The sequence below is a fragment of the Micromonospora fiedleri genome, from assembly GCF_016774385.1.
Classification (GTDB): domain Bacteria; phylum Actinomycetota; class Actinomycetes; order Mycobacteriales; family Micromonosporaceae; genus Micromonospora; species Micromonospora gifhornensis.
In genome coordinates, this window is sequence record NZ_JAETXL010000006.1 from 241,730 (window position 1) to 257,009 (window position 15,280).

14 protein-coding genes are annotated in these 15,280 nt (G+C 72.5%); 6 read left to right on the plus strand and 8 right to left on the minus strand.

All coding sequences use genetic code 11. The features are described 5' to 3' along the window. Position 1: 1 nt before the first annotated feature. Positions 2-631 carry an RNA polymerase sigma factor gene (locus JMF97_RS18210; protein WP_203222642.1) on the minus strand — a complete coding sequence of 210 codons (630 nt, stop codon included), beginning with the start codon at positions 629-631 and terminating at the stop codon, positions 2-4. Between the two features lie 110 nt (positions 632-741). Continuing rightward, positions 742-954 carry a hypothetical protein gene (locus tag JMF97_RS18215; protein WP_203222643.1) on the minus strand — a complete coding sequence of 71 codons (213 nt, stop codon included), beginning with the start codon at positions 952-954 and terminating at the stop codon, positions 742-744. Between the two features lie 18 nt (positions 955-972). On the opposite strand from JMF97_RS18215, the gene JMF97_RS18220 reads away from it, so the two are divergent. Further along, positions 973-2,352, plus strand: coding sequence for a serine/threonine-protein kinase (locus JMF97_RS18220; protein WP_203222644.1), 1,380 nt, complete (start codon positions 973-975; stop codon positions 2,350-2,352). A 147-nt stretch (positions 2,353-2,499) separates the two neighbouring features. Further along, positions 2,500-3,762 (plus strand): nucleotide sugar dehydrogenase, encoded by a 1,263-nt coding sequence (locus tag JMF97_RS18225; RefSeq protein WP_203222645.1) that lies wholly within the window; start codon positions 2,500-2,502, stop codon positions 3,760-3,762. Positions 3,763-3,815: 53 nt separating this feature from the next. Here the strand turns inward: JMF97_RS18225 and JMF97_RS18230 are convergent, their stop codons facing one another. From JMF97_RS18230 to JMF97_RS18245, 4 genes are all read right to left on the minus strand, one after another. Next, entirely contained in the window at positions 3,816-6,308 is a 2,493-nt protein-coding gene (locus JMF97_RS18230) for an ABC transporter permease (protein ID WP_203222646.1), read from the minus strand. A 4-nt stretch (positions 6,309-6,312) separates the two neighbouring features. Further along, positions 6,313-7,113: an ABC transporter ATP-binding protein gene (locus JMF97_RS18235; protein ID WP_203222647.1), complete on the minus strand. Its 801-nt coding sequence runs from the start codon at positions 7,111-7,113 to the stop codon at positions 6,313-6,315. A gap of 131 nt (positions 7,114-7,244) precedes the next feature. After that, positions 7,245-7,928 (minus strand): response regulator, encoded by a 684-nt coding sequence (locus JMF97_RS18240; RefSeq protein WP_203222648.1) that lies wholly within the window; start codon positions 7,926-7,928, stop codon positions 7,245-7,247. Next, complete coding sequence (locus JMF97_RS18245) at positions 7,925-9,130, minus strand: sensor histidine kinase (RefSeq protein ID WP_203222649.1); 1,206 nt, start codon at positions 9,128-9,130, stop codon at positions 7,925-7,927. Before JMF97_RS18245 ends, JMF97_RS18240 begins: the two co-directional genes overlap by 4 nt. A gap of 151 nt (positions 9,131-9,281) precedes the next feature. Here JMF97_RS18245 and JMF97_RS18250 point away from each other — a divergent pair, with 151 nt between their 5' ends. The 4 genes from JMF97_RS18250 to JMF97_RS18265 all read left to right on the plus strand — a co-directional run bounded on the left by JMF97_RS18250 (position 9,282) and on the right by JMF97_RS18265 (position 12,632). Further along, a complete protein-coding gene (locus tag JMF97_RS18250) occupies positions 9,282-10,739 on the plus strand; it encodes an LVIVD repeat-containing protein (RefSeq protein ID WP_203222650.1) in 1,458 nt (485 codons plus the stop codon). 116 nt (positions 10,740-10,855) lie between these two features. Beyond that, on the plus strand, positions 10,856-11,077 hold the full coding sequence (locus JMF97_RS18255; RefSeq protein WP_102656327.1) for a DUF2188 domain-containing protein: 222 nt from the start codon (positions 10,856-10,858) through the stop codon (positions 11,075-11,077). A gap of 141 nt (positions 11,078-11,218) precedes the next feature. Further along, a complete protein-coding gene (locus tag JMF97_RS18260; RefSeq protein ID WP_203222651.1) occupies positions 11,219-12,430 on the plus strand; it encodes an ArsB/NhaD family transporter in 1,212 nt (403 codons plus the stop codon). Positions 12,431-12,476: 46 nt separating this feature from the next. Beyond that, the gene (locus JMF97_RS18265) at positions 12,477-12,632 is read left to right on the plus strand and encodes a transcriptional regulator (RefSeq protein WP_273543885.1); all 156 of its coding nucleotides are present in this window, start codon (positions 12,477-12,479) and stop codon (positions 12,630-12,632) included. Positions 12,633-12,650: 18 nt separating this feature from the next. Here the strand turns inward: JMF97_RS18265 and JMF97_RS18270 are convergent, their stop codons facing one another. Together JMF97_RS18270 and JMF97_RS18275 are read right to left on the minus strand one after the other, a co-directional pair. Continuing rightward, positions 12,651-14,261, minus strand: coding sequence for an asparagine synthetase B family protein (locus tag JMF97_RS18270; RefSeq protein ID WP_203222652.1), 1,611 nt, complete (start codon positions 14,259-14,261; stop codon positions 12,651-12,653). A gap of 4 nt (positions 14,262-14,265) precedes the next feature. After that, positions 14,266-15,222, minus strand: coding sequence for a DUF5715 family protein (locus tag JMF97_RS18275; RefSeq protein ID WP_203222653.1), 957 nt, complete (start codon positions 15,220-15,222; stop codon positions 14,266-14,268). Between the last annotated feature and the right edge of the window lie 58 nt (positions 15,223-15,280).

The window sequence follows — 15,280 nt, forward strand, 5'->3', positions numbered from 1 at the left end:
GTCAGCCGTCCACCGGCTCGGCATGCGGCGTCTGTGAACCGGTACGCGGCAGTGGCGGCGTGGCCGGTGTGGCGGCGGGCTCGTCGTACTCCTGCGTCGACTGACCCAGCATCAGCGCCAGCCGACGCAGGCCGCGGTGGGCGGCGGTACGCACCGCCCCGGCCCGCCGGCCGAGGACCCGCCCGGCGGTCTCGGCGTCGAGCCCGACGACGGCACGCAGCAGCACCGCCTCGGCCTCCCGGGGCGGAAGGCTGGCGATCATCGCGAGGGCGGCTTCGGTGCCGATGCTCTCCCCGGCCCGTTCGGCCGTGTCGGCGTCCCCGGCCAACTCGCTGAGTTCCTGCACCGGCACGGGCAACGCGGGGCGACGGCGTTGCCGCCGCAGGTGATCCATGGCCCGGTTCCGGGCGATGGTGACGGCCCAGGCACGGAACTCCCCACCGCTGAAGTTCGGCAGGTCGCGCGCCACCTGCAACCAGGTCTCCGAAGCGACGTCCTCGGCGGCGTCGGCGCCGACCAGGGCGGTCAGGTAGCGCAGCAGCCCGGGCTGGAGGCTGCGGTAGAGGAAACGGAACGCCTCCTCGTCGCCGGCCTGAGCCGCCTCGACGGCCCGACTCAGTTCACCGGACATGGCCTTGCCGTTTCCGTTCTACCGGTCCTTCCGTGGGTCGCCCGAACCACAGGCGCACCGGGCACGGGTCGATTGTCCGGGCTGGCACCGTTGTCCGCACCCCGCCCCCGTCAACCTGCTCGCTTCCGGGCCGTTGTGGCCCGGATGCGGATTGTTCCCGACAGCACCGCCGACCACAACCACCGGCCGGAGAAGCCGAGCAGACCCGGAACGCACCGTGCGAGTGGCTCGTCACTGATGGTCATCATCGGGTGCCGTACGCTCATCGCGGCCGGCCGGGAGGCCTCCCGCACCCGGACCACCGGCGCGCCGATCAGGCTCATCATGGGTACGGTGGTGCCGTGTTGTCTTCGGAGGTCGTACTCAGCGGTCGATACCGCTTAGACGAACGCGTCGCCACCGGCGGCATGGGCGATGTCTGGCGAGGCACCGACCTGATCCTCGGCCGGCAGGTCGCGATCAAGGTGCTGCTGCCCTCGCTGGTGTCCGACCCCGATTTCATCGCCCGATTCCGCGCCGAGGCCCGGATGATGGCGGCGCTGCGTCACCCCGGCATCGTGCAGGTCTTCGACTGCGGCGAGGACGACCTGGCCAGCGGCGGGCGGGCCGACTACCTGGTGATGGAGTTCGTCACCGGCCAACCGTTGTCGAAGCGGATCGAGGCCGAGGGCCGCCTGGACGTTGCCGAGACCATGTCCGTGGTGGCCCAGGCGGCACAGGCACTGCACGCCGCACACCAGCGCGGCATCGTGCACCGGGACGTCAAGCCGAGCAACCTGCTGGTCCAGGAGGACGGGACGGTCGTTCTCGTCGACTTCGGCGTCGCCCGATCGGTCAATGTGACCAGCATCACCAGCACGAACGCGGTGCCGGGCACCGCCCTCTACATGGCCCCCGAGCAGGCCGCTGGACGACCCGTCTCCGGAGCGACCGACCTGTACGCCCTCGGTGCGGTCGCCTACTGCTGCCTCATCGGCAGCCCGCCGTTCACCGGCGACAACCCGCTCCAGGTCGCCGTACGGCACCTCGACGACCCGCCGCCGGAGCTGCCGCACGACATTCCGGAAGCGGTGCGGGCCCTGGTCGAACGTGCCCTCGCCAAGGATCCCGCGGACCGCTTCAGCAGCGGCGCGGCGATGGCGGAGGCGGCCCGCAGCGCGGTCTCGGACAGCTCCCTGCCCACCGCGATGGTGCCGGCGGCGGTACGCGGCCCCGGGCCGGACACCCGCACGGCGAACACGGTGGCGCAGGCCGTACCGGCCGGCTCGCGCCGCGGGCGCGGCACGCTTGTCGGCGCGCTCACCGCGGTGGTGGTGGGTCTCGTCGCGCTCGGCGCGGCGCTCAGCGCGGCCCAGCAGGCCAACACCCCGGCGGTGCAGTTGCCGAGCAGCGTCCCGGCCACCGACTCGGTCGTCGAGGCCGAGGAGCCGTCGGACGACACGGAGAGCAGGCCGGCACGGGTGCCGCCGTACCGACCGGCGGGCTCGACGGGCAAGGCGACCGGGTCGCCCTCGGCCTCGCCCAGCACCGGCGCGCCCAGCGAGTCGAACGAACCCGAGTCACCAGAACCGGCGCCGAGCAGCAGCAGTCCCGCTCCCGGTCCCGGCACCAGCACCCCGGCCACGGACCCGACGACCCCGCCCACCACGCCGCCGCCCCCGACGACCGCGCCGCCCGGCGGCGGCGACACCCCGCCCGATGACGGGGCCGAGGCCAGCTGACCCGCACCAGAGCGGCGCGGGCCGGCTCAGCCACACCGAGCCAGCTCAACCGCACCAACAGCCTCGGAATCCCCAAAACGGACACCCGGCATCATAATTCACCTTAGGCTCCTACCAGCAATTACCGCCTGATGTTCGGGAGCCCGGATGAGTGTGGAGAAGCTGGTCGTCGTCGGCCAGGGGTACGTCGGCCTACCGCTGGCCATGCGAGCCGTCGAGGCGGGCTTCGACGTCGTGGGACTCGACGTCGACACCGATCGGGTGAAGCGACTCGCTTCGGGTGAGTCGTTCGTCTCCGACATCCCGGCCGACCGGCTCGGTCGGGCAACGGCGACCGGACGCTACCGCCCGAGCAGCGAGTACGCCGACGCCAAGGACTTCGACTTCTGCGTGATCACCGTGCCCACGCCGCTGCGCGACGGCACTCCCGACCTGAGCTTCGTCGAGGAGGCCGGCACGGCGATCGCGCCGTACCTGCGTCCGGGCTGCACGGTCATCCTGGAGTCGACCACCTACCCGGGCACCACCGAGGAGCTGCTCCGGCCGCTGCTGGAGTCGGCCAGCGGGCTGCGCAGCCCCGGCGACTTCCACCTCGGCTACAGCCCGGAGCGGATCGACCCGGGCAACCGCACCTGGCGGCTGGAGAACACCCCCAAGGTGGTCTCCGGGATGGATCCGGCCGCGCTGGACCGCGTCGACGGCTTCTACCGGCGGCTGGTGGAGCGCACCGTCCCGGTGGACTCCACCCAGGTGGCCGAGCTGACCAAGCTGATCGAGAACACCTTCCGTCAGGTCAACATCGCCCTGGTCAACGAGCTGACGATGCTCTCGCACCAGTTGGACATCGACGTGTGGCAGGCGATCGAGGCGGCGGAGACCAAGCCGTTCGGTTTCATGCCGTTCAAGCCGGGCCCGGGGGTCGGCGGGCACTGCCTGCCGATCGACCCCTGCTACCTGTCCTGGCAGGTCAAGCGCCGACTCGGGCGGCAGTTCCGGTTCATCGAGCTGGCCAACGACATCAACCACGAGATGCCCGAGCACGTCGCGCAGCGGGTGATGGCCGGGCTCAACCGGTCCGGCAAGGCGGTCAGCGGCGCTCGGCTGCTGGTGCTCGGGCTGGCGTACAAGCCGAACACCGGTGACATGCGGGACTCCCCGGCGGTCGACGTGACGCGGCGGTTGCGTGAGCTCGGCGCGGAGGTCCGCGCGGTCGAGCCGTACGCCGCGGCGAACCACCTGCCCGACGGGGTGCTGACGGTGGACCTGAGCGAACGGGAGATCCGCGAGGCCGACTGCGTGGTCGTGATCACCGACCACGACGTGTTCGACTACGCCCTGGTCGAGCGGCACGCCCGGTACGTCTTCGACGCCCGCAACCGCTGCTCCGGCCCGAACGTGGAACGCCTCTAGGACAACGCCGCAACGGCCCCCGCCAGGTTCGGCGGGGGCCGTTGCGTACGCCGTCACAGGTCCGCGAGCGCCTCCACCACCGGTCGACGCAGCGCGCGGCGGGCCGGCAGCACCGAGGCGGCCAGCGCGGCCAGCACCGCGACGGCGAGGATGCCGCCGAGCTGCCCCCACGGCACGGCCAGGATGAAGCCACCACTGAGGCTGGCCAGCATCGCCATCGCCGAGCCGGTGACCGCGGTGCCCAGGGCGACGCCGAGCAGCGCGCCGACCAGCGCGGTGAGGACGGCCTCGACGGCGAGCATCGCGCGCATCCGTCCCCGGGTCAGACCGACGGCCCGCAGGACCGCGTTCTCCCGGGTCCGCTCCAGCACCGACAGGCTCAGCGTGTTCGCCACGCCCACCAGGGCGATCACCACGGCCAGGCCGAGCAACGCCACCACGAACGCGAGCAGCATGTCCACCGTGCTGGTGAGCATCCGCTTGTACGCCGCCTGGTCCATCAGGTTGACCGTCGGATAGTCGGCCAGCACCGACTCGATCGCCTCCCGGGCCGACGCCGCCGACACCCCCTCGGCCGGCTCGATCTCGGCCAGGTAGCCGCGCTCGTCGGGAAAGAGCCGGGTGAAGTCGGCGGCGACCAGCTCGACGACCCGACCGGGCGACACCGGGCCGTTGGCGACGTCCGGACCGACGACCACGGCGGCCACCTCGAACGAGTGCCCACGCAGGTCGATCCGGTCACCGGGCGACCAGCCACGCTCGTCGGCCAACTCCCGGTGCACCAGCACCCGGCCCGGCCCGAAGCTGCCGACCTGCCCGGCCACCACGCTCTCCAGTTGGCGCTCGACAAGCGCCGGGTCGGCCGCGCGGACCCTGCCCTCGTCGACGATCCGGGACCGCTGCTCGTGCACCACGCCCAGTTCGGGCCGGGCGGCCAGCGCGTCGATCACCCCGGCGGGCAGGTCCCCGCCGATGCCGGTCACCACGAAGTCCACCCCGATCTGGGCGTCCACGCTGCGTTCGATGGCGGCCTTGGTGCTGTGGGCCCCCACCACGAAGGACGAGACCAGACCGATCCCGATCACCAGGGCGGTGGCGGTGGCGGCGACCCGGCGGGGGTTGCGGACCGCGTTGGCCACGGCGAGTGCCGCGGTGATCCCGAAAGCCCGTCGGGCGGCGACGCCGAACATCCGGACCAGCGCCGGCACCAGCACCGGACCGAACAGCACGATGCCGAAGAAGCTCAGCATCCCGCCGAGGGCGACAAGCGCGATCTGCCCGGTGCCGCCCGCTGCGGCCAGGGCCGCGACACCGGCCGCGAGGACCAGCCCACCGAAGATCAGGCGCAGTCGGCCGGCGGTCCGGGTGACCTGGAGGGCGGCGTCGGTCAGCGCGGCCACCGGGGCGACCCGGGTGCCCTGCCAGGCCGGTACGAGAGCGGCCCCGACGGTGAGCACGGTGCCGACGACCAGGCTGCCGAGCACCGTGGTGGCGGTGACCGTCAACTCGCCGTTGAGCGGGATGTCCAGGCTGTTCATCAGGGCGCTCAACGCGGCGGCCATGCCGATGCCGATCAGCACACCGACCGCCGAGGCGACCAGGCCGAGCACCGCGGACTCCAGCAGGGTCGCCCGGAACACCTGTCCCCGGGTGGCGCCGACCAGCCGCAGCAGGGCCGTCCGTCGGGTGCGCTGGGCCAGCACGATGGTGAACGTGTTGGCGATGACGAACGCCGCCACCAGCACCGCCACCGCGGTGAAGACGAGCAGCACCATGTTGAACTGGTTGACGTCGCGTACCGCGTCGTCGACGGCGGCCTCGAGGATCTCCGCCCGGGTGTGCACCGTCGTACCGGCGCCGGTGACCTCGGCGATCCGTGCGGCGAGCACCTCGTCGGCGACGCCCGGCTCGGCCGCGACGAGGATCCGGTGGTAGCCCGACTGCTCGGTGACGGCGAGCGCCTCGGGCCCGAACAGCCCGATGAACGGCCCGCCGATGTCCCGCGAGGTGTCGGCCACGTCGACCACACCGACCAGGGTGTACGGCTTGGCCGCGCCGCCGGCGCCGCCGACGCGGACCTCGGTGCCGAGGGCGAATCCCTCGTCGGCGACGGTCCGCTCGTCGAGCACCGCCTCGCCGGCCCGTTCGGGCAGCCGACCCGCCAGCACGTCGTACGACTGCAGGGCAGGGTCGGCGGGGACGGCGACGAGCACCCCGAAGCCGAGCACCGGACGACCATCGGCGCCCACCACGCCGCCGGTGCCGACCAGTTCCGCCGCCGCGGCCCGGACGCCCTCGACCGCGCGCACCTTCTCGACAAACGCGGCGTCGATCAGATCCGGGTCGGTGTCGGCGTCCGGATCGGGGTACACGCCGACGTCGGTGTGCCGGTCGAAGGTGGCCGCCCGGTCGTAGGCTCCGGCCCGCATGCCGTCGACGAAGATCAACGTACCGGCGATGAAGGCCACGCCGAGGACCACGGCGAGTGTGGACATCAGCATGCGCGCGAGGTCGGCGCGCATCGAGCGCAGGGTCAGACGCAGCATCGGGTCACCGCCCCCGGTGCGACGCGACGGCGTCACCGGCCCGGTCCGCGCCGGGATCGAGGTGGGCGAGCACGTCGAGGATCCGCTCGGCGGTCGGTGCGGCCAGGTCGCGGACCAGCCGGCCGTCGGCGAGGAACACCACCCGGTCGGCGTGGGCGGCGGCGGTCGGGTCGTGGGTGACCATCACCACCGTCTGGCCCAGGGTGTCCACCGCCTCGCGCAGCAACCGCAGCACCTCGCTGCCGGCCCGGGAGTCGAGGTTGCCGGTGGGCTCGTCGGCGAAGACCACCCACGGCTTGGTGACCAGGGCGCGGGCCACCGCGACCCGCTGCTGCTGGCCACCGGACAACTCGGCCGGTCGGTGCCGCAGCCGGTCGGTCAGCCCGACGGCGGCGACCACCTGGCGGAACCAGTCGGGTTCCGGTCGCCGGCCGGCGATCGCCAACGGCAGCAGGATGTTCTCCTCGGTGCTGAGCGCGGGCAGCAGGTTGAAGCGCTGGAACACGAAACCGACCCGGTCCCGACGCAGCAGGGTCAGCCGCCGGTCGTCGAGGCGGCCCAGCTCCGCGTCGCCGATGCGTACGGTGCCGGCGGTGGGCCGGTCCAGGCCCGCCAGGCAGTGCATCAGGGTCGACTTGCCGGAGCCGGACGGGCCCATGATGGCGGTGAACCGGCCGGCGGCGAAGGTGACGTCGACGTCGTCGAGGGCGACGACGGTGGCCTCCCCGGTGCCGTACTGCTTGCGCAGGCCGTGGGCGGTGACGGCGACGCCGGCGGTGACGTGGACGGGCGGTGCGAGGGACACGTGGATTCTCCGAGCAGGCGGTGATCTCTGACGTCTTCAGACGCTACGGAGCTCACGGCCGGTGGAGATCAACCTGCGCGCTCGACCTGGGTACGACCCAGGTGGCCCCGGACCGGGGGAACCCGTACGCCTCAGGTCGTACGCCCGGACTCCGCACCGGGCACGACCAGCCCGCTCTCGTACGCCAGCACCACCGCCTGCACCCGGTCGCGGAGCTGGAGCTTGGCCAGGATCCGCCCGACGTGGGTCTTCACCGTCGCCTCGGCGACGTGCACCCGTTCGGCGATCTCGGCGTTGGCCAGTCCCTGCGCCACCAGCAGCAGGATCTCCCGTTCCCGCTCGGTGAGCTGGGCCAGGCGGGGATCCTCGCCGGGGGCGGTGCCGAGTTGACCGGCGAACCGGTCGAGCAGCCGTCGGGTGATCGAGGGAGCGACCACCGAGTCGCCCTGGGCGACGACCCGGATCGCGGCGAGCAACTCCTCCGGGGGGACGTTCTTGAGCAGGAAGCCGCTGGCCCCGGCGCGCAGCGCGGCGAACGCGTCGGCCTCGGTGTCGAAGGTGGTCAGCACCAGCACCCGCGGTGGGCCGGCGGGACGGTCGGCGCAGAGTCGACGGGTGGCCTCCACCCCGTCCATGGTGGGCATCCGGATGTCCATCACCACCACGTCCGCCTCGACCCGGGAGAGCAGGCGCAGCGCGTCGGCGCCGTCGACCGCCTCGCCCACCACCTCCAGGTCGGGCTGGGAGTCGAGCACCATCCGGAACCCGGCGCGGACCAACGCCTGGTCGTCCACGATCACCACCCGTACGGTCATGCCGCGATCACCTCCGCTGTCGGCGACGACGGTAGCGGCAGCCGCGCCAGCACCTGCCAGCCTCCGGCCAGTCGCGGACCGGCGGTGAGGGTGCCGTCGTACACCGACACGCGTTCGCGCATGCCGACGAGGCCGTGACCGCCCGACGGCGGCGGACCGGCCGGGGGGCGGCCCTGCCCGTCGTCGGTGACCCGCAGCGTGACGGCGCCGCCGACGTGGGTCAACCCGACCTGCACCTGAGCGCCCGGTCCGGCGTGCTTGAGCGTGTTGGTGAGGGCCTCCTGCACCAGGCGGTACAGGGTCAGTTCGAGGGCCGGCGGCAGCGGGCTGGGCAGGTCGGTGACCGGGTATCCCACCTGCAGCCCGGCGTCGCGGAACCGCTGCAGCAGGGCGGGCAGTTCGGCCACGACCGGACGCCGGTGGGCCGGTTCGGCGGCGGGCGCGTGCGGGGCTTCGGCGGGCGGTTGCGGCTCCCGGAGTACGCCGACCAGGCGGCGCATGTCGTCCAGGGCACGGCGGCCGGTGTCCGCCACGGTCCGGACCGCCTCGCGGGCGCGCTCCGGGCTGCTGTCGAGCACGTACCGGGCCCCGTCCGCCTGGGCGATCATGACCGCCATGCTGTGGGCCACCACGTCGTGCAGTTCCCGGGCGATGCGGGTACGTTCCTCGGCCACCGCCGCCCGGGCCTCGGCCTCCCGTTCCCGTTCCAGCGTCGCGGCCCGCTCCTCCAGGCTGAGCACGTACAGCCGGCGGGTGCGGACGTTCAGGGCGAACAACCAGACCGCGCCGATGACCAGGGCGTAGAAGATGGCGGTGAAGTACCAGATGCCCGGGGTGGAGGTGCGGACCGCGGCGAACACCGCCCCGCCGACGGCGACCAGTCCGGCGATCACCCCGGCCCGCAGCCGGTCGGCGTACTTGACCACGCTGTAGAGCGCGATCAGCACCGCCACGTCGTACGGCAGCGGCGCCCAGCCCAGGGCGACCTGGACGAAGGCCAGCACCGCCACGACGGCGGTCACCGCCACCGGTCGGGCCCGACGCGCCAGCAGGGCGGCGCCCATCGCCAGCCCGATCGCGGTGGCCCACCAGCCACCGGGCTGGACCGTCCCGCCGGCCACGCCGATCAGCATCACCGGTACGGCGACGACCACGTCGAAGGCGACGCTGCGCAGCGGATAGCCGAAGACCGTCGTTCTCATCGGCACCTAGCGTACGCAGGGGATTCGGGCCGCCCGGCGGGCCAGTCCACGGCGGCGGGCCACCCCGACCACTGTGACGCAGATCACATCGATGACCTCCACTGGGGCGTATGGTACGAGAAAGGTCCTTCCTTCCCGAAGGGTGTCGCCGATGGTCATTCCGACTCCGGCGCGGGCACGGTGGTTACGCATCGCCAGCGCCGCCGCCACCGGACTGCTCCTCGCCAGCATCGCCGCCGCCGCACCCGGCAACGCCCAGCCGGTCACGCAGGCGGCCGCCACCTCGACGTCGGCCGCCGCGCCGCCGCTCGGCGTCGACGAGATCGCCCACAGCCCCAACCTCAGGCTGATCGCCAACCTGCCGAAGCAGTCGCCGTTCAACACCACGAACGCCCTCGGCACCGACATCGCCTTCCAGGGCAGGTACGCCTTCGTCGGCAACTACGACGGCTTCGTCATCTACGACGTGTCCCGGCCCAGCCAGCCGAAGATCGTCTCGCAGGTGCTCTGCCCGGGTGCCCAGAACGACATCTCCATCTACGGTGACCTGCTCTTCCTGTCGACCGACTCGTCCCGCAACGACGACTCGTGCAGCAGCGTCGCCCAGCCCGCCTCGGTGAAGGAGTCGTGGGAGGGCATCAAGATCTTCGACGTGCGGAACAAGAAGCAGCCGCGCTACATCAAGTCGGTGGAGACCGCCTGCGGCTCGCACACCCACACCCTGGTGCCGGCCAAGAACGCCAAGTCGGTCTACCTGTACGTCTCCTCGTACAGCCCGCAGGACGCCTTCCCGGACTGCCGACCGCCGCACGACTCGATAAGCATCGTCAAGGTGCCGCTCACGAAGCCGACCGACGCCGCCGTGGTCGCCACCCCGAACCTCTTCCCCGACGGCGGCTACGAGGGCCGTACCGGCGCCTCGGCGACCACCGGTTGCCACGACATCACCGCCTACCCGCAGAAGGACCTGGCCGCGGGCGCGTGCATGGGCGACGGGGTGCTGCTGGACATCAGCAAGCGGGAGGCCCCCCGGGTGCTGCACCGGGTCCGGGACACCACCAACTTCGCCTTCTGGCACTCGGCCACCTTCAACAACCGCGGCACCAAGGTCGTCTTCACCGACGAACTGGGCGGTGGCGGCGGCGCCACCTGCAACGAGGCCGTCGGCCCGGAGCGTGGCGCCAACGCGATCTACGACCTCACCGGCCGGGGCGACAAGCGCAAGCTGGAGTTCCGCAGCTACTACAAGATCCCGCGCACCAACGGTCCCACCGAGAACTGCGTGGCGCACAACGGCTCGCTGATCCCGGTGCTCGGCAAGGACATCATGGTCCAGGCGTGGTACCAGGGCGGCATCTCGGTGTGGGACTTCACCGACTCCCGCCGGCCCACCGAGATCGGCTTCTGGGAGCGGGGACCGCTGTCGGACAGCGAGATGGTCGTCGGCGGCTCCTGGTCGGCCTACTACTACAACGGGCACATCTACTCGTCCGACATCCAGAAGGGGTTGGACGTGCTGGACCTCGACGACTGGCGGACCTGGACGGCCAAGCTGGTCCAGTTCCGTGAGCTGAACGTCCAGACCCAGCCCAGTTATCTGAGCTGGTAGGAGGTCGCCGAGGCGGACCCGCCGCCTCGGCGCATCCCCCAGGCTCACTGTCGCGTTTTGTCCCTCGCGTCCCGGGTACCTCGTCGGCACCTCTGGTACCAGGAAGGGATGCCGAGATGACCCGCACCGAGTATCACGTCGTGCCCGACGGTGGTGGCTGGAAGGTCGAGCAGGGCGGCACCACGGTCGGCACGTACGACACGAAGCACCGCGCGGTCTCCGCCGGGCGCGAGGCGGCCCACGGCAGCGAGCCCAGTCAACTCGTGGTGCACACCGCCGACGGCCGCATCGAGACGGAGTACACCTACCAGGACGACCCCTACCCACCCGCCGGCTGACCGCCAGCCAGACCGCCGGCCGGCGCCCGACCGCAGGTGGCGCCGGTCGGCGGCGGCGTTCTCGCCCCCCGGTGCCGCCGCCGTCACCTCGGCCGGCTCCGCTACCGGCGAGGCATCGCGGGCGTGCGAGGATGGCCGGCCGTGACCGCCATCGGGGACGCCCCGACACCAACTGGCCGCCGGCCGCACCCGCTGGACGTGATCGCCGTCGGGCTGGCGCTGGCCGGCGCCGCCTGTGTCGCGACCGGGCTGCTGCCCCGCGCCGACGCCGCCGCCACCCTCGCCCGGATCCTGCCCCTGCTGATCTTCCTCGGCACGGTGGTGGTGCTCGCCGAACTGACCGCCGCCGCCGGCGTCTTCGACGTGCTGGCGACCCGGATGGCCCGCGCCGCCCGAGGGCGCTGGCCCGCGCTGTTCGCGCTCTGCGTCGGCTTCGCCGCGCTGACCACCATCGTGCTCAACCTGGACACCACGGCGGTGCTGCTCACCCCGGTGATGCTCGCGCTGGCGGTGACGCTGCGCACCGCGGTGGCGCCGCTGGCGGTGACCACGGTCTGGCTGGCCAACACGGCGAGTCTGCTGCTGCCGGTGTCCAACCTGACGAATCTGCTGGCCAGCGAACGGATCGGGCTCGACCCGCTGGCCTACCTGAGCGTCATGTGGCTGCCCCAACTGGCGGCGATCGCGGTCACCACCGTCCTGCTCTGGTGGTTCTGGTGGCGCCGGGACCAACCGCCGGACGGCCGGTTCCCGCCACCGCCGACGCACCGGCCCACCGACGCGGTGCTGTACCGCACCGCCATCGTCGCCTGTCTGCTCTTTGTCGCCGCGATCCTGGTCGGGGCGCCGGTCGGGCTCGCCTCGGCCGTCGCCACCGGCCTGCTGCTGCTCGGCTTCGCGATCCGCTCCCCCGGCACGTTGCGCCCGGCTCTGCTGCCCTGGCGGCTGCTGGTCTTCGTCACCGGGCTGTTCCTGGTGATCCAGACCATCGGCGTGCACGGGCTCAACGACCTGGTCGCCTGGCTCGCCGGTGACGAGGGGGGCACCTCGGGGGTGCTGCGTGCCGGCGGCACCGGCGCGCTGCTGGCCAACCTGGTGAACAACCTGCCCGCGTACCTGGCCGGCGAGGCGGTGCTGCCGACCGGTGACCGGCAACGTCTGCTCGCGCTGCTGGTCGGCACCAACGTCGGCCCGCTGGCCCTGCCCTGGGCCTCCCTGGCCACCCTGCTGTGGCTGGAACGATGCCGGGCCGCCCGGGTACGGGTGCCGCTGGCGCGGTTCCTGCTGACCAGCACCGTGCTGGCGGTGCTGGGCACCCTGGCGGCGGTCGGCGCCCTGCTGCTCACCGGCTGAACCTGCCCAGGTCTTGTTCCCGGACGTCACCGGCCCATAGACCGGGCTGCTCCAGGCCACCAAGGGCTACGAGGGACGCCGCCCGGTCACCTGGTTGCGGCTGACCCGGGCGGGCCGCACCGCGCTGCGCGCCGAGGTGGCCGCCCTGGAGCAACTGGTCAGTCGGATCCGGACCGCCACCGCCGCCGACGAGGAGAGCTGAGACGCGCGGACCGAGGCGTCAGCCGGGCAGTGGGGCGCCGTCGCCCCGGTTGCGGCGCGGGGTGACCAGCCGACGCACCATCGGGGCGGCGTTCCACCGGGCCGCGCCGACCAGGTCGCGGGCGTGTTCCAGCACGGTGTAGTCCCGCCGCGCCCGGCCGGCGGCGATCGCCGCGTCCAGGTCGTTGTCGCAGCTCATCAGGACGCTGTCGAAGTCGCGGCGGACCGGCTCCAACAGGTGGTAGCCGAACGTGCGGTGCAGCCGGGCGAACAGCGGCTTGTACAGCCGGGCCCGCTCGTGCAACCCGGAGGAGTACGACATCGGGTTCTTCGGCCGTCGGCGGATGTAGTCCGGCAGCAGGTCGGCGAAGGCCCGCCGGACGATCCACTTCTCCTGCCCCTCGCGCATCTTCAACTCGATCGGCAGCCGCATCGCCAACTCGACCAGGGCCAGGTCGAGGAAAGGCACCCGGGCCTCCACCCCGAAGCCCATGCTGGTGCGGTCGACGCGCTGCAACTCCGTACGACAGAGGTTGCGGATCTTGTGCAGGAACAGCCGCCGCGCCACCTCCGGGCCGACCTCGTGATACATCGGGTAGCCGCCGAACAGTTCGTCCGAGCCGTCGCCGGTGAGCACGACCTTGACGCCCAACTCGGCCAGACGTCGGAAGATGGGCACCGAGACCACCGCGTTGATGATGTCGCCGTACTCGGTCAGCTCGGAGATCCGGATCGCCTCCCGCACGTCGGCCAGCCGGATGTCGCGGGGTCGCAGCTCGACCACCTCGTGCCGGACGCCGAGTTCCCCGGCCAGCCGCCGCGCGTACGCCACGTCGGGGCTGTCCGGCACACCGACGGTGACCGCGACGCAGTCCGGGTGCCGCTGCGCGGCGTGCAGCAGCACCAGGGAGCTGTCCAGCCCGCCGGAGAGCACCACGCCCACCGTGAGGTCGGTGTCCAGCCGCACCTGGATGCTGTCGGTGAGCGTGGTACGGACGAGCAGGGCGGCCTCGTCCGGATCCGTCACCATCGGGGCATCGGCGCCGAGGGAGAGCAGGTCCACGTACGGTCGCAGGTGGACCTGGTGGTCGGCATCGATCCAACCGTGGTGGCCGGGCGGCACCTCGACCACCGGTGCGCCCGCCCGGACCAGCGCCTTGACCTCGCTGGCGAGGTGCAGACAGCCCGGCGTACGCGACAGGTACAGCGGCTTCACCCCGAGCGGATCCCGCACCAGGTAGGCCCGGCCGGTGGCCCGCTCCACGATGGCGAACGCGTACTCGCCGCGCAGCCGGGTGACCATCTGCTCGCCCCACTGCGCGAAGGCGGCGAGCACCACCTCGGTGTCGCTGGCGCTGCGGAAGCGGTGGCCCAGCCCGGTCAGCTGCGCGCGCAGCTGGTGGTGGTTGAAGACCTCGCCGTTGTAGCAGAGCAGCCAGCGTTCGTCGGCGGAGACCCACGGTTGCACCGCCCGGTCCCGGTCCACCACCCGCAGCCGGCGGGTGCCGGCGAGCAGGCCGGCCTCGTACCGGGTCTCGGTGACCTCGCCACGGGGGGCGAGCACGGCGAGCATCCTGCGGAAGATCACCGGGTCGGCCTCCGGGCCGAGGCTGAGTACGATCCCGCACATCGCGTCAGATCCCCATCTCGGCTTCGTACGCCCGGCGCAGGCGTGCGGTCGCGGTCGGTGCCAGACAGACGTGCCAGGCCTGACCCTCGTCGACCACGTTGATCTCGCCGGCGCGCTGGCGGTTCAGCAGGAGCCCGGCGAGGGTGTCCCGGACGCCGAACCGGCCGAACCACTCCATCTCCAGGTCGACCGCCCAGCCGAGGCAGTGTCCGCTGGGCACCATCGCGGCGTAACCCAGGCGGCGCAGCCGGTACTGGTGCTCGGCGCTGCGCACCAGGCTGGTCACCCACAGCGGCGGGGTGCCCGCCGGGGTCACCGCGGCGAACTCGCGACCGATGTCGTTGAGCAGCGCGACCACCTCCCGGCGCGCCCGACGGAACAACAGACCGGCGGTACGCGGAGTGGCGTCGGGCAGCACCCGGCGGCGCAGTGCGCGGACTCCCCGTCCGACCAGGCTGCGGGGCTGCTCGGTGTAGCGGAAACGCAGCAGGTCCCGACGCCGCAGCCAGTCCAGGTCGACCAGGTCGACGCTGTGGTGGACCTCGGTGTCGGTGAGGAAGGTGCCCGCATCCCGCCACCACATCACGTCGATGCGGGACAGCAGGTAGATCCGCACCAGGGCGGTCAGGTCCGCGGCCGAGCTGCGCGCGTTGGGCTGGTACCGGGCCATCTCCAGCAGCAGGGTCTCCCGGGCGCCGATCAGTCCCTGGGGCGTGGCGTCGAGCACCGCGGCGATGGCCGGCTCGCGCAGCCGCTGGTCGATCAGCACCTGGCGGGCCTTGGTGCTGCTGGCCGACGCGAGCGCACCCACCTCGACGAGCAGTTCCGCCACGGCGTCGCGGTAGGCGTCCAGATCGGGACCGATCGCGGCCGGCGGCCGTCCCGGGCCACGCGGGCGCCGCCGGGCCGGTGCGGCAGGAGGACCAGGCCGCTGTCCCGGACTTCGACTGGGCACTCGCATGGTCGGGTCCTCTCTCCCGGTGTGGGTTCGCCTGTTGCCGACAGTAACCACACGTTGC